Source organism: Streptomyces sp. NPDC058221 (assembly GCF_042882365.1).
Lineage (GTDB): Bacteria > Actinomycetota > Actinomycetes > Streptomycetales > Streptomycetaceae > Streptomyces.
Genome location: NZ_JBHVWF010000099.1, coordinates 19,526 through 31,483 on the forward strand (window position 1 = coordinate 19,526; position 11,958 = coordinate 31,483).

15 protein-coding genes are annotated in these 11,958 nt (G+C 71.5%); 11 read left to right on the forward strand and 4 right to left on the reverse strand.

Features of this window, described 5'->3' with window-relative positions; all coding sequences use genetic code 11:
- Nucleotides 1-119: 119 nt before the first annotated feature.
- From ACFVW8_RS26870 to ACFVW8_RS26905, 8 genes are all read left to right on the forward strand, one after another.
- Entirely contained in the window at nt 120-1,103 is a 984-nt protein-coding gene (locus ACFVW8_RS26870; protein WP_389694305.1) for an aldo/keto reductase, read from the forward strand.
- Between the two features lies 1 nt (nt 1,104).
- A complete protein-coding gene (locus tag ACFVW8_RS26875; protein WP_389694307.1) occupies nt 1,105-1,416 on the forward strand; it encodes an L-rhamnose mutarotase in 312 nt (103 codons plus the stop codon).
- Between the two features lies 1 nt (nt 1,417).
- Entirely contained in the window at nt 1,418-2,275 is an 858-nt protein-coding gene (locus tag ACFVW8_RS26880) for an amidohydrolase family protein (RefSeq protein WP_389694309.1), read from the forward strand.
- A gap of 34 nt (nt 2,276-2,309) precedes the next feature.
- The gene (locus tag ACFVW8_RS26885; RefSeq protein WP_389694311.1) at nt 2,310-3,170 is read left to right on the forward strand and encodes an Fpg/Nei family DNA glycosylase; all 861 of its coding nucleotides are present in this window, start codon (nt 2,310-2,312) and stop codon (nt 3,168-3,170) included.
- Nucleotides 3,171-3,199: 29 nt separating this feature from the next.
- Nucleotides 3,200-3,952, forward strand: coding sequence for a LytR/AlgR family response regulator transcription factor (locus ACFVW8_RS26890; protein WP_389694313.1), 753 nt, complete (start codon nt 3,200-3,202; stop codon nt 3,950-3,952).
- A gap of 64 nt (nt 3,953-4,016) precedes the next feature.
- Nucleotides 4,017-4,379 carry a hypothetical protein gene (locus ACFVW8_RS26895; RefSeq protein WP_389694314.1) on the forward strand — a complete coding sequence of 121 codons (363 nt, stop codon included), beginning with the start codon at nt 4,017-4,019 and terminating at the stop codon, nt 4,377-4,379.
- Nucleotides 4,376-5,857: a cation acetate symporter gene (locus ACFVW8_RS26900; RefSeq protein ID WP_389694316.1), complete on the forward strand. Its 1,482-nt coding sequence runs from the start codon at nt 4,376-4,378 to the stop codon at nt 5,855-5,857. The genes ACFVW8_RS26895 and ACFVW8_RS26900 overlap by 4 nt, the downstream gene beginning before the upstream one ends.
- Nucleotides 5,854-7,044: a sensor histidine kinase gene (locus ACFVW8_RS26905; protein WP_389694318.1), complete on the forward strand. Its 1,191-nt coding sequence runs from the start codon at nt 5,854-5,856 to the stop codon at nt 7,042-7,044. Before ACFVW8_RS26900 ends, ACFVW8_RS26905 begins: the two co-directional genes overlap by 4 nt.
- 73 nt (nt 7,045-7,117) lie before the next feature.
- On the opposite strand, the gene ACFVW8_RS26910 is transcribed toward ACFVW8_RS26905, so the two are convergent.
- Complete coding sequence (locus tag ACFVW8_RS26910; protein WP_389694320.1) at nt 7,118-7,627, reverse strand: hypothetical protein; 510 nt, start codon at nt 7,625-7,627, stop codon at nt 7,118-7,120.
- Between the two features lie 125 nt (nt 7,628-7,752).
- On the opposite strand from ACFVW8_RS26910, the gene ACFVW8_RS26915 reads away from it, so the two are divergent.
- Entirely contained in the window at nt 7,753-7,950 is a 198-nt protein-coding gene (locus ACFVW8_RS26915) for a zf-HC2 domain-containing protein (RefSeq protein WP_389694322.1), read from the forward strand.
- On the opposite strand, the gene ACFVW8_RS26920 is transcribed toward ACFVW8_RS26915, so the two are convergent.
- Together ACFVW8_RS26920 and ACFVW8_RS26925 are read right to left on the reverse strand one after the other, a co-directional pair.
- Nucleotides 7,884-8,453, reverse strand: a complete 570-nt coding sequence (locus tag ACFVW8_RS26920; protein WP_389694324.1) for a sigma-70 family RNA polymerase sigma factor — start codon at nt 8,451-8,453, stop codon at nt 7,884-7,886. The genes ACFVW8_RS26915 and ACFVW8_RS26920 overlap by 67 nt on opposite strands.
- A gap of 223 nt (nt 8,454-8,676) precedes the next feature.
- On the reverse strand, nt 8,677-9,138 hold the full coding sequence (locus ACFVW8_RS26925) for a universal stress protein (protein WP_024491783.1): 462 nt from the start codon (nt 9,136-9,138) through the stop codon (nt 8,677-8,679).
- Nucleotides 9,139-9,303: 165 nt separating this feature from the next.
- Between ACFVW8_RS26925 and ACFVW8_RS26930 the strand changes: the two genes are divergently transcribed.
- Nucleotides 9,304-10,146: a polysaccharide deacetylase family protein gene (locus tag ACFVW8_RS26930; protein WP_389694326.1), complete on the forward strand. Its 843-nt coding sequence runs from the start codon at nt 9,304-9,306 to the stop codon at nt 10,144-10,146.
- Between the two features lie 85 nt (nt 10,147-10,231).
- On the opposite strand, the gene ACFVW8_RS26935 is transcribed toward ACFVW8_RS26930, so the two are convergent.
- A complete protein-coding gene (locus ACFVW8_RS26935; protein WP_389694328.1) occupies nt 10,232-10,891 on the reverse strand; it encodes a class F sortase in 660 nt (219 codons plus the stop codon).
- Nucleotides 10,892-11,204: 313 nt separating this feature from the next.
- On the opposite strand from ACFVW8_RS26935, the gene ACFVW8_RS26940 reads away from it, so the two are divergent.
- Nucleotides 11,205-11,819 (forward strand): hypothetical protein, encoded by a 615-nt coding sequence (locus ACFVW8_RS26940; protein WP_389694330.1) that lies wholly within the window; start codon nt 11,205-11,207, stop codon nt 11,817-11,819.
- Nucleotides 11,820-11,958 lie beyond the last annotated feature (139 nt).

Below are 11,958 nucleotides of genomic sequence, written 5' to 3' on the forward strand. Positions count from 1 at the left end.
TCGGACAGGTTCCTGTGCAATAGCCATAGTTGATGACCTCCGGGGTGTTGACGCGCCCAAGTGATCCGATGAATATTTGCCGGGTGCACCAAGCGATCATCGGGGAGGGCGGCGGAAGCATGCGGCGCAACAGGCTGGGAAACAGCGCGGTCGAGGTCACCGAGCTGTCCTTCGGGGCGGCCGCCATCGGCAATCTCTTCAGCGCGGTCGAACCGGCGCGGGCCGCGGCCGCCGTCGACGCCGCCTGGGACGAGGGCATCCGCTACTTCGACACCGCCCCGCACTACGGGCTCGGCCTCTCGGAGCGACGGCTCGGCGAGGCGCTGCGCCGCCGCCCCCGCGACTCGTACGTACTGTCCACCAAGGTCGGCCGGATACTCGACCCGCTGCCCGGCGGCGGCCCCGCGGCCGCCGAAGGGCTCTCCGAGGGCTTCGCGGTGCGGGCCACCCACCGCCGCCGCTGGGACTTCAGCGCCGCCGGTGTCCGCCGCAGCATCGAGGACAGCCTGGACCGGCTCGGCCTCGACCGCATCGACATCGCCTATCTGCACGACCCGGACGACCACGCCGAAGCCGCCTTCCACCAGGCCTATCCGGAGCTGGAGAGGCTGCGCGCGGAGGGGGTCCTCGGTGCCATCGGGGCCGGCATGAACCAGACCGGGATGCTCACCCGCTTCCTCCGCGACACCGATGTCGACGTGGTGCTCTGCGCCGGCCGCCACACTCTGCTCGACCAGTCCGCCCTGACCGATCTGCTCCCCGAGGCAGCCGCCCGCGGCCGTGGCGTCGTCGTCGGCGGGGTCTTCAACTCCGGCCTCCTCGCCGACCCGCGCCCCGGCGCGACGTACGACTACGCCGCCGCGCCCCTGAACCTCCTGGACCGGGCCCTGCGCCTGAAGGCCGTCACCGAGGGCCACGGCGTGCCGCTGCGCGCCGCCGCCCTGCACTACCCGCTCACCCATCCCGCCGTCGCCGGTGTGCTCGTCGGCACGCGCTCCCCGGTCGAGGTGCGTGACGCCGCCGCGCTGCTGCGCCGGCCGGTCCCCGAAGACCTCTGGGACGAACTGCGCGAGACGGGCCTGCTGACCGAGAACGGACACTGACATGCGTATCGCCCTGCACACCAAGGTCCGCGCGGATCGCATACCGCAGTACGAGGCCGCGCACCGCGAGGTCCCGGCCGAACTGACCCGTGCGATCCGCGCCGCAGGGGCTACCTCCTGGTCGATCTGGCGCAGCGGAACCGACCTGTTCCACGTCATCGAGTGCGAGGACTACACCCGGCTCCTCGCCGAACTGGCGGAACTCCCCGTGAACGTCGCCTGGCAGGCCAGGATGGACGAGCTCCTCGACGTCGCCCACGACTACTCCTCGGACGGCGCCGAGGCCGGCCTCCCCGCCGTCTGGGAGCTGTGAGATGACCGGCATCCCGCGGATCGTCGACGCCCACCACCACGTCTGGGACCTCGCGGTACGCGACCAGGAGTGGATCACCGGCGAGGACATGGCTCCCCTGCGCCGCGACTTCTCCCTCGCCGACCTGGAGCCGGAGGCCCGCGCCAACGGTGTGTGCGCCACCGTGCTCGTGCAGACCGTCACCGTCCCCGAGGAGACCCCCGAGTTCCTCGCGCTCGCGGACGGCAGCGATCTGGTCGCCGGAGTCGTGGGCTGGAGCGATCTCACCGCGCCGGACATCGCCGACACCCTGGCCGCCCTGCGCGAGCTCCCCGGCGGCGACCGGCTCGTCTCGCTGCGCCACCAGGTGCAGAGCGAACCCGATCCCGAGTGGCTGCTGCGCGCCGACGTGCGGCGCGGCCTGGCCGCGGTGGCCGACGCCGGGCTCGTCTACGACCTGGTGGTCCAGCCGCACCAGTTGCCCGCCGCCGTCAGAGCGGCCGGTCTGCTGCCCGGGCTCACCTTCGTACTCGACCACGCGGGCAAGCCGCCGGTCTCGACCGGGGATCTGCACCCCTGGGCCGACGACCTTCGGGCACTCGCCGCCCTGCCCAACACCGTGTGCAAACTCTCCGGTCTGGTCACCGAGGCCGATCAGCGCGCCTGGACCGTCGACGATCTGCGCCCCTACGCCGACACCGTCCTCGACGCCTTCGGGCCGTCCCGGCTGATGTTCGGCTCGGACTGGCCGGTGTGCCGTCTCGCCGCCACGTACACCGAGGTCGTCGAGGCCGCCCACACTCTCGTCGGGGGACTCGGACCCGACGAACGGTCCGCCGTTCTCGCCACCACGGCCGAGCGGGTGTACGGCCTCCGGTAGGCACCGGGGCGACGGCTGCGGCAGGCTGGGAACCATGCCCGAACTGCCGGAAGTCGAAGCCCTGCGGGTCTTCCTCGACGACCACCTGGTCGGCAGGGAGATCGACCGCGTCATTCCGCTCGCCATCAGCGTCCTGAAGACGTACGACCCGCCGCTCACCGCCCTGCACGGCGGTACGGTCACCGGAGTCCAGCGGCACGGCAAGTTCCTGGACATCGCGGTGGGCCCGCTGCACCTGGTCACCCACCTCGCACGGGCCGGCTGGCTGCACTGGAAGGACAGCTTCCCCACCACTGCGCCGCGCCCCGGCAAGGGGCCGCTCGCCCTGCGCACCGTACTGACCGGCGGCGACGGCTTCGACCTCACCGAGGCAGGAACCACCAAGCGCCTCGCCGTCCACCTCGTGCACGACCCCGCCGAGGTGTCCGGTGTGGCCCGGCTCGGGCCCGACCCGCTCGATCCCTCCTTCGACCGGGAGGCCTTCGCCGCGCTTCTGGACGGTGAACGCCGCCAGATCAAGGGCGCGCTGCGCGACCAGTCGCTGATCGCGGGCATCGGCAACGCCTACAGCGACGAGATCCTGCACGTCGCGAAGATGTCGCCCTTCAAGCCCACCGCACATCTCACCGACGACGAGATCACCCGGCTCCACACCGCCCTGCGCACCACGCTCGACGACGCCGTCGCCCGCTCCAGCGGTCTTGAGGCGGGCCGGCTCAAGGCCGAGAAGCGCAGCGGGATGCGGGTGCACGGGCGTACCGGGGAGGCCTGCCCGGTCTGCGGGGACACCGTCCGCGAGGTCTCATTCAGCGACTCCTCGCTCCAGTACTGCCCGACCTGCCAGACCGGCGGGAAACCGCTCGCCGACCGCAGGCTCTCCAAGCTGCTCAAGTAGCGTGCCCGGCCGGTCTACACTCCGGCCTCATGCTGCGCGTACTCGCCGTCGACGACGAAGAACCCGCCCTGGAGGAGCTCCTGTACCTCCTGCGCGCCGATCCCCGCATCCGCAGCGCCGAAGGGGCCACCGGGGCCACCGAGGCGCTGCGCCGCATCGGCAGTGCGGTCGAGGCCGGGCCCGAGGATGCCGCCGCCATCGACGTCGTCTTCCTCGACATCCACATGGCGGGCCTCACCGGCCTCGACGTGGCCCAGCTGCTGGCCGGGTTCGCCGCGCCGCCGCTCATCGTCTTCGTCACCGCGCACGAGGGCTTCGCCGTACACGCCTTCGACCTCAAGGCCGTCGACTACGTCCTCAAGCCCGTACGCCGTGAACGCCTCGCCGAAGCGGTGCGCCGCGCCGCCGAACAGGTCGGCGAGCGATCCGCACCCGCCCATGACCCCGCGAACGACCAGATCCCGGTCGAACTCGGCGGCGTCATCCGCTTCATCCCGATCGACGACATCGCGTACGCCGAGGCCCAGGGCGACTACGCGCGGCTGCACACCGCCACCGGCAGCCATCTGGTCCGCGTCCCGCTGACCACTCTGGAGGAACGCTGGCGGACCCGTGGCTTCGTGCGCATCCACCGCCGCCACCTCGTGGCGCTCGGCCGGATCGACGAACTGCGCCTGGACGCGGGCAGCATGAGCGTACGCATCGGCACCGCGGAACTCGCCGTCAGCCGCCGCCACACCCGCGCGCTGCGCGATCTGCTGATGCGGCAGGGCAGTCGCTGACCAGGGGCTACCCGCGTTCGAATCCCTTCCCAGCGGGGCCGGGTGCTGCGTACACTCCGGCCCCATGTCCGCAGAGTCAACGCCCCGGCGTGAAGTGGTGACGGGGGAGCCCCGGCGGGTGCGTCCGCTGCCGCGCTACCGCACCCAGTCGGAGATCGACGAGCAGACCGCGCTGGGCGGTGCCTACGTACGCTCGTTGATGCGTAGCCAACTGCGCGCGGGGCTCACCGCCTTCGCCGTCCTCGCGGCCGTCGCCGCAACCCTGCCGCTGGTCTTCGAGGCGCTGCGCAGCGACGCCGTGGTCTGGGCCGTCCTCGGCTTCGCCGCCTACCCGCCGCTCACCCTGATCGCCTGGTGGTACGTGCGCCGGGCCGAGCGCAACGAGCACGACTTCGCGCGGCTCGTGGAAGGCCGCCCCGCACAGTGAGCCGCGCGTACGCGGTGACGGCCGTCACCGCCGTCGTCCTCGCCACCGTCCTCGTCGGCGGGTTCGGGCTGCGGATCTCCCGCACCACATCAGACTTCTATGTCGCCTCGCGCACCGTACGGCCACGCCTCAACGCGGCCGCGATCAGCGGCGAATACCTCTCGGCCGCCTCCTTCCTCGGCATCGCCGGACTCGTGCTGGTGCACGGGCCCGACATGCTCTGGTACCCGGTGGGTTACACCGCCGGCTACCTGGTGCTGCTGGTCTTCGTCGCCGCGCCGCTGCGCCGCTCCGGGGCGTACACGCTGCCCGACTTCGCCGAGGGACGGCTCGAATCCCGTCAGGTGCGGCGGCTCGTCAGCGTGCTCGTCGTCGGTGCCGGCTGGCTCTACCTCGTGCCACAGCTCCAGGGCGCCGGGCTCACCCTGAAGATCCTGACGGGGGCGCCGGGCTGGCTCGGCGACGTCCTGGTCGCCTCCGTGGTCGTTGTCGCCGTCGCCGCGGGAGGCATGCGCTCCATCACCTTCGTCCAGGTCTTCCAGTACTGGCTGAAGCTGACCGCGCTCCTGGTCCCCGCTCTCTTCCTGGTCCTGGCCTGGCAGGGCGACGGACGGCCCCGGGTCACCTTCGACGAGCAGCTGTCCGTCTTCCGCGCCGACCACCCGCTGTACGCCACCTACGGCCTCATCGTCGCGACCTTCCTCGGCACCATGGGGCTGCCGCACGTCGTCGTCCGCTTCTACACCAGCCCCAACGGCCGCGACGCCCGGCGCACCACCGTCGCCGTTCTCGCCCTGATCGGCGTCTTCTACCTGCTGCCGCCCGTCTACGGAGCCCTCGGCAGGCTGTACGCCCCCGAGCTCATCCAGGGCGGCGACGCGGATGCCGCCGTGCTGCTGCTGCCCGGCCGGGTCATCGGCGGCCTCGGCGGCGACCTGCTCGGCGCACTCATCGCCGGCGGGGCCTTCGCCGCGTTCCTGTCCACCGCGTCCGGTCTGACGATGGCCGTCGCCGGTGTCATCACCCAGGATGTCCTGCCCTCGCGCGGCGTACGGCACTTCAGGCTTGCCACGGTCCTCGCCATCTCCGTCCCGCTGGCCGGCTCACTGGTGGTCAGCCGGGTGCCGGTCGCCGACTCGGTGGGGATGGCGTTCGCCGTGTCGGCGTCGTCCTTCTGCCCGCTGCTGGTCCTCGGGATCTGGTGGCGCCGGCTCACCCCGCCCGGCGCCGTAGCCGGTCTGCTCCTCGGCGGCGGTTCCGCACTGCTCTCCGTCGCGATCACCGTCAGCGGCGCGGTGCGCCCGCCCGGCTGGCCGCACGCCCTGCTCGCCTGGCCCGCCGTCTGGTCCGTACCCGTCGGCTTCCTCGCCATGATCCTGGTCTCGCTCGCCACCCCGGGCCGGATACCCGCCGGCACGAACGCCGCCATGACCCGCTTCCACCTGCCCGAAGCGCTCACATCGGGGAGGCACCGGTGACCGGGGCCGGATACGCCGTCATCGTGCTTCTCGCCCTGCTGCTGTTCGGCGGGGGCCTGCTGCTGGGGCGGCGCACCGCCCGCCCCGTCCGCACCAGCGACGTCGGCACGCCCGTCGAGCACGCCACCTTCGAGACCCTGCACACCGCCTCCCTGGCAGCGCCCCCGCTGCGCGCCGGACTCACCGAGGACAGCGCCCGCAAGTCCGCCCGCCGGCTGCGCTCACTGCTCGGCACCGACGCCCTGTGCCTCACCGACCGCGAGCGGGTCCTGGTCTGGGACGGGGAGGGCGACCATCACGGCCGGCACGTCATGGAGGAGGTGCGCGAGCTGCTCGCCAGCGGCCGCGACACAGCCTTCCGCAGTGACTGCGACGATCTGGACTGCCCACTGCGGTGGGCCGTCGCCGTGCCGCTCACCGTCGACCACCGGGTCCTCGGAGCCCTGATCGCCTACGCCCCGCGGGAGTCGGCGGTACTGGCCAGGGCCGCAGGCGAGGTCGCCCGCTGGGTCTGCGTACAGCTGGAACTCGCCGAACTCGACCGCTCGCGCACCCAGCTCATCGAGGCCGAGATCAGGGCCCTGCGCGCGCAGATCTCCCCGCACTTCATCTTCAACTCACTGGCCGCCATCGCCTCGTTCGTCCGCACCGACCCCGAGCAGGCACGTGAACTCCTTCTGGAGTTCGCCGACTTCACCCGCTACTCGTTCCGCAGCCACGGCGACTTCACCACCCTCGCCGACGAACTGCACTCCATCGACCAGTACCTGGCCCTGGTCCGGGCACGCTTCGGTGAACGGCTCGCGGTCACCCTCCAGGTCGCCCCCGAGGTGCTGCCCGTCGCCCTGCCGTTCCTCTGCCTCCAGCCGCTCGTCGAGAACGCCGTCAAACACGGACTCGAAGGAGCGGTCACCTCCAGCCGCATCACCATCAGCGCCCTGGACGCCGGTTCGGAGGCCGAGGTCGTCATCGAGGACGACGGAATCGGCATGGACCCGGAACGGCTGCGCCACATCCTGCGCGGCGAGGGCGGCAAGTCCACCGGAGTCGGCCTGCTCAACGTGGACGAACGGCTGCGCCAGGTGTACGGGGACGACTACGGGCTCGTCATCGAGACGGGCATCGGTGCCGGAATGCGGATCACGGTGCGGCTGCCGAAGTACCGCGCCGGGGTGCACGGATCCTGAAGGGGCGGCCGGCACGCGGGCCATGAGGCGAAGGCGCCTCGGCGGGTGAAGGCCCCAGTTCAGGTGGCGCCGCTCAGTACAGGTGGATCGAGAGGTGCCCCAGCGGCAGCCCCAGCTGCCAGGCAGGCGTCCACACCTGGGCAGCCGCCCCCTCCGCCTCCGGGTCCTGCGGGCCGTCGGGCTCCCTGGGCGGCGGCCCGATCGCGTCGAGATCGGCCGCCAGCAGCTCGGTGTCCTCCAGCCACCGCCAGGCCGCCCGGGCCAGCGCGAGGTCCGGACCGGCGTCACCCGAGGCCTCCAGCGCGTCGAGCCGCGCACAGACCCAGCCGCGCCACGGGGCCCCGTACGCGGTCAGCAGCCGCAGCTCGTCGACCCGGGCGGCGGGCAGGGAGTCGGCCACCGCCCCGTCGGAGAGGAACACGGTGAGGGCGAGCGCATCGCGGCCCGCCCGGTACTCCAGGGTCGCCGGCTCCATCAGCTCACCGGTCCGCAGCAGTTCGTCGGCGACGTACTCCGCGTACATCCAGGCCATCGGGATCAGCAGCCCGCCGCCACTGGATCCGTCTTGACGTTCCGGACGCATCCGCCTCTCGCCCCATTCCGTTCTCGGTACGGCCCTACACGCAGCATTGAACCGGGGGAGCGCGCCCCGCGTGGCCAGAAGGACAGGATCCGTCGGACCCGATCCGTCACAGACATGAGGTTGCGATGACCGCCGACCCCGGGGAGGGACCGCATATGCGGCAGTTGCTCGGAGCCTACGTGCTGGACGCGCTCCCGGCTCCGGAGGCGCGGAGTGTCTCCCGCCATCTGCAGAGCTGCGACCGCTGCGCCGCCGACTACGTGGCGCTGGCGGAGGCCGCGGCCCTGCTGCCGCTGCTCAGCGAGGAGGACCTGCTGGAGTAACCGGGCAGACTGCGGGAGAGCAGTCGCAGCGCGTAGTACGAACGGGACTTGACGGTGCCGGCCGGTATTCCGAGTGCCTCGGCCGTCTCGCCCACGCTCAGCCCGCGGAAGTAGATCTGCACCAGCACCGCCCGGTGCTCCGGGCTGAGGGTGCGCACCGCCTCGCGCACATCGAGCGCGGCCACCGCGGCCTCCGCGGTGTCCTCCCCGTCCGGTGCGCTCTCCAGCACGGCGTCGCCCACCTCGGCCGGCCGGGCCAGCCGTGACCTGCGGGCGTCGATCGCGAGCCGGCGCCCCACGGTGAAGAGCCAGGGCCGCATCGACTCGTACGGGCCGTCGAAGGCCTCCGGATGCTGCCAGGCGCGCACCAGCGTCTCCTGGAGCAGATCCTCGGCCCGCTGCCGGTCGCCGAAGGTCAGACCCAGCAGAAAGTGGAACAGGGCCGCACCGTGCTCACGCTGCAGATCCGCGAGGGCCCGCTCATCGGTCGTCGTCGTGGTCATGGTGAACGCCCTTCCCCGCGGAGGTCCCTGCCGCCTCGCTGCTGACTGGCGTATACGAACGCATTCGCGCCCGGGGCAACAGGACAAACGCCGCCCTGTGCGACGAGCGGTCGCACGGAGCGGCGAATGGTGCGGTGAGCGGTCGGGCGGTGCCGGCCCGGGCGGGGAGCGCGGTGCCCGGGGCGCGTCCCGCACGGGCAGGCGGCGGCGCGACGCGCTTTGTTTACGGGACGACGGTGACGGGCCAGCGTCCCGCCTTGACGAGGCGGACGGCCACCGAACCGATGAAACGGTGTCCCGCAGACTCCGAAGCGCCCACCACCACGGCGTCGGCCTTCAGCTCGTCCGCCGCGGTCACCAGCCCGTTGTACGGATCACCACGGAAGGTGTGGAACTCCCAGCGGACATCCCATATGTCCTTCATCCGCTCGGTCGACTCCCGGATCTCGTTCACCAGGCCCTCCGCCACCTCTCCGGTCGTGTCGCCGACCGGCGCACCGAGCGCGGCACCCGCGGGCAGCACGGGCTGTACATAGACGAGGGCGAGCATGGCCCTCTGCCGACGGGCGAGACCGGCGGCATAGGCCGCCGCTCGCATGGAGGATTCGGAACCGTCGAGGCCCGCGACGATCACTTTGGGGCCGTCTGTGCCACGTTCGAACTGGTGAGGCTGCTGGTCTGTCACGGCAGTGAGGCTATCCGCTCCCGTGGCGGCCGCCCGTCCGGGTTCCCGGCCGCTCCGGCGCGGCGCTGCCGGATGCCGCGGACCGGCTCCCCCCATTGGGTGCAAAACCCGGCGCAACCGGTGTCGTTGAGGACGGTGGGAGTGCGGACGTGCGAGCAGTTGGTCATGAAAAATGATCAGAGGCTGCCGATGCGCAGAACACTGCTGGGGCTGGCCGCCGGGCTGGGAGCGGCCACGGTCGTGCGTCTGCTCGCCGCCGACACCGCAGGCACCCCCGTCCGGCGCCCCGCGCAGCCGTCGACTGTCGCCGCAGGTCCGCAGGCGGCCGTGCGTACCAAGCCGCTGTCCTATCGTCTGAGTCCCATGACCGCCCACACCCCGCCCCACTACCGCCCCGCGAAGCCCCCGGTCCGCACCCGGCCGTTCGAGAGGCTGCCCGACATCGGCCATGCGATGGTGCTGACCTTCGACGACGGCCCGGACCCGCTCTACACCCCGCACGTCCTGGACACGCTGCGCAGGCACGACGTCCGGGCGATGTTCTTCCTCTGCGGGGAGATGGCCAACGACAACCAGGACCTGGTGCGCAGGATCTCCGACGACGGACACACCGTCGGCAATCACTCGTGGACGCACCCGCTGGTCACCAAGCTCTCCCGGGCGGGCATCACGGACGAACTGGGCCGTACGAGCGACGTGATCGAGAAGATCACCGGTGCCGCGCCGCTCTGGTACCGGGCGCCCTACGGGGCCTGGAACCGCAACTCCTTCGAAATCGGCGCGGCCATGGGCATGGAGCCGATGGCCTGGACGGTGGATACGCTGGACTGGACGGTCCCCGGCACCGACACGATCGTCCACCGGGTCAGGGAGGGGGCGGCGCCCGGCGTGGTGGTGCTCTCGCACGACGCAGGCGGCAACCGTTCGCAGAGCGTGGCCGCGCTGGGCCGCTACCTGCCGGAGCTGCTGGACGACGGGTACCGGCTGACGGTGCCGCAGCGTCGTTGAGGTGTGCGGCGGCTGCTGCCGGGGGCTGTCCCGCGCCCCCGGCAGTGCTGCCCGGCACGGGGCGGCCGAGCTCCGGCGGTGTTGGTCAGCGGGTCCCGACCAGCCGGGCGAAGACCACGACGTTGCCGTCGTAGCCGTTGGCCTTCGTGAACCCGCCTCCGCAGGTGATGACCCGCAGCTCCGCCTTGCCGGTGTCGCCGTACACCCGGGCGCCGGGGAAGTCGTTCTTGGCGAACACCTCGACGCCGTAGACCTCGAACACGGCGACCCGGTCGTCGCTGCGGGAGATCTCGATGCGGTTGCCCTTCTTCAGTGAGCCCAGACCGTAGAAGACGGCCGGTCCCGCCATGTTGTCGACATGGCCGACGACGACGGAGGTGCCGAGCTGCCCCGGTGCGATGCCGTTCTGGTACCAGCCCGCGAGATTCGGATCCTGCGGGGGCGGTGTCTCGATCCAGCCGTCCGGGTCCAGGTTCACGTCCACGACCGGTGCGTCGACCTGGATCGAGGGGATGGAGACGCGGTCGACGGGGGCGTACGCCAGCGGCTTCACGGCAGGACCCGCCACCGGTGCGGGCGGAGCGTCCTTCTTGTGGTCGACCGAGGTGGCGGCGACCGGCTGAGGCGGTCCGGGCGAGAGGTCCGCGCCGTTCCGCATCAGTGCGATACCGGTGAGCATCACGAGGGCGAGCGCGCCCCACGGCGAGTGTCTGATCCGTTCGGGGCGCCAGCTGTCCCGGCCCATGGTTCTCCCTTCGTCGCGACGAGGGGAACGCTAGGCGCGGGTCGGCCGGGCGGCGATCAGGGAAGGGCGAACGGGTGGCGGCCACGGGGGCGGCTGCTTATCGGAGTAGTGCGGAGATAAAAGTTCTGACGGTCTGTGACCTGCGGATCCATCAGTTCGACGGGTGCGCACACGGTGTGTCGGATCACCGGGGTGGAGCAGTGCCGAAATGCGGTGGATCAAGGATCTGGTGAGGGTTCGTCATGGGAGGCGTTCTCGTCGATCATCCCGGTGCACAGAGCTCCGGGGACGCTTCCCGCTGGAGGTTCGAACGATGCGTGCTACACGCGCTCTCGTTGTCGCCGCGACCGCCGTCGCCGCTCTCGGGCTCGGTGCCCCGATGGCAGCAGCTGGTGGAGACGTCGGGAACGGTCAGAACAACGGGAACAGCCAGAACGACTGGAACAACCAGGGCGACTGGAACAACGGCAACGGCAACGGCAACGGCAACGGGAACGGCAACGGCAACGGGAACGGCAACAGCCGCCCCAACGGGCCGAACAACGTGACCGTCGACCCCGAGCGCGTCCACCAGGGCGCGGCCATGCAGGTCAGTGCAGAGGGCTGCGGTCGAGGCGGCAGCGTCTCGTCCAACGCCTTCCGGACCACGAGGCTTTCGGCGGGCCGGATCGGTCACGCCAGGGTCCGGATCCTCAACGACGCGACGCCGGGCTCCTACAACCTGACGGTGCGCTGTGACGGCACCGACCGGACGGCCGGCCACCGCTTCACCGTCCTCAACAGCCGGGGCGCCCAGGGCGGTCTCGGTGGCTCGATGGCCGCTGGTCCGGCCGAGATGGGTGTCGGCGCGGGTCTGGTCGCCTCGGCGGCCCTCGGCGGAGGCATGTACGTCATGCGCCGCCGGAGGATGAGCCATGGTGCGATCTGATGTCGCGGATGCACCCGCAGGTCCGATAACCACGTCGCCCCGGGTCCTGTCACAGGACCCCGGGGGGCTTTAGGTTGTTGCGGGCTGGCCGGTCAGTGCGAAAGGGACTCCATGGGCCCGCCGGCGACCAAAACGGTGG

Bases quoted from the DNA above. Each gene is read 5' to 3' on its own strand.
- ACFVW8_RS26870 (WP_389694305.1), top strand. From the start codon at position 120: ATGCGGCGCAACAGGCTGGGAAACAGCGCGGTCGAGGTCACCGAGCTG.
- ACFVW8_RS26875 (WP_389694307.1), top strand. From the start codon at position 1,105: ATGCGTATCGCCCTGCACACCAAGGTCCGCGCGGATCGCATACCGCAG.
- ACFVW8_RS26880 (WP_389694309.1), top strand. From the start codon at position 1,418: ATGACCGGCATCCCGCGGATCGTCGACGCCCACCACCACGTCTGGGAC.
- ACFVW8_RS26885 (WP_389694311.1), top strand. From the start codon at position 2,310: ATGCCCGAACTGCCGGAAGTCGAAGCCCTGCGGGTCTTCCTCGACGAC.
- ACFVW8_RS26890 (WP_389694313.1), top strand. From the start codon at position 3,200: ATGCTGCGCGTACTCGCCGTCGACGACGAAGAACCCGCCCTGGAGGAG.
- ACFVW8_RS26895 (WP_389694314.1), top strand. From the start codon at position 4,017: ATGTCCGCAGAGTCAACGCCCCGGCGTGAAGTGGTGACGGGGGAGCCC.
- ACFVW8_RS26910 (WP_389694320.1), bottom strand. From the start codon at position 7,627: ATGCGTCCGGAACGTCAAGACGGATCCAGTGGCGGCGGGCTGCTGATC.
- ACFVW8_RS26915 (WP_389694322.1), top strand. From the start codon at position 7,753: ATGACCGCCGACCCCGGGGAGGGACCGCATATGCGGCAGTTGCTCGGA.
- ACFVW8_RS26920 (WP_389694324.1), bottom strand. From the start codon at position 8,453: ATGACCACGACGACGACCGATGAGCGGGCCCTCGCGGATCTGCAGCGT.
- ACFVW8_RS26930 (WP_389694326.1), top strand. From the start codon at position 9,304: ATGAAAAATGATCAGAGGCTGCCGATGCGCAGAACACTGCTGGGGCTG.
- ACFVW8_RS26935 (WP_389694328.1), bottom strand. From the start codon at position 10,891: ATGGGCCGGGACAGCTGGCGCCCCGAACGGATCAGACACTCGCCGTGG.
- ACFVW8_RS26940 (WP_389694330.1), top strand. From the start codon at position 11,205: ATGCGTGCTACACGCGCTCTCGTTGTCGCCGCGACCGCCGTCGCCGCT.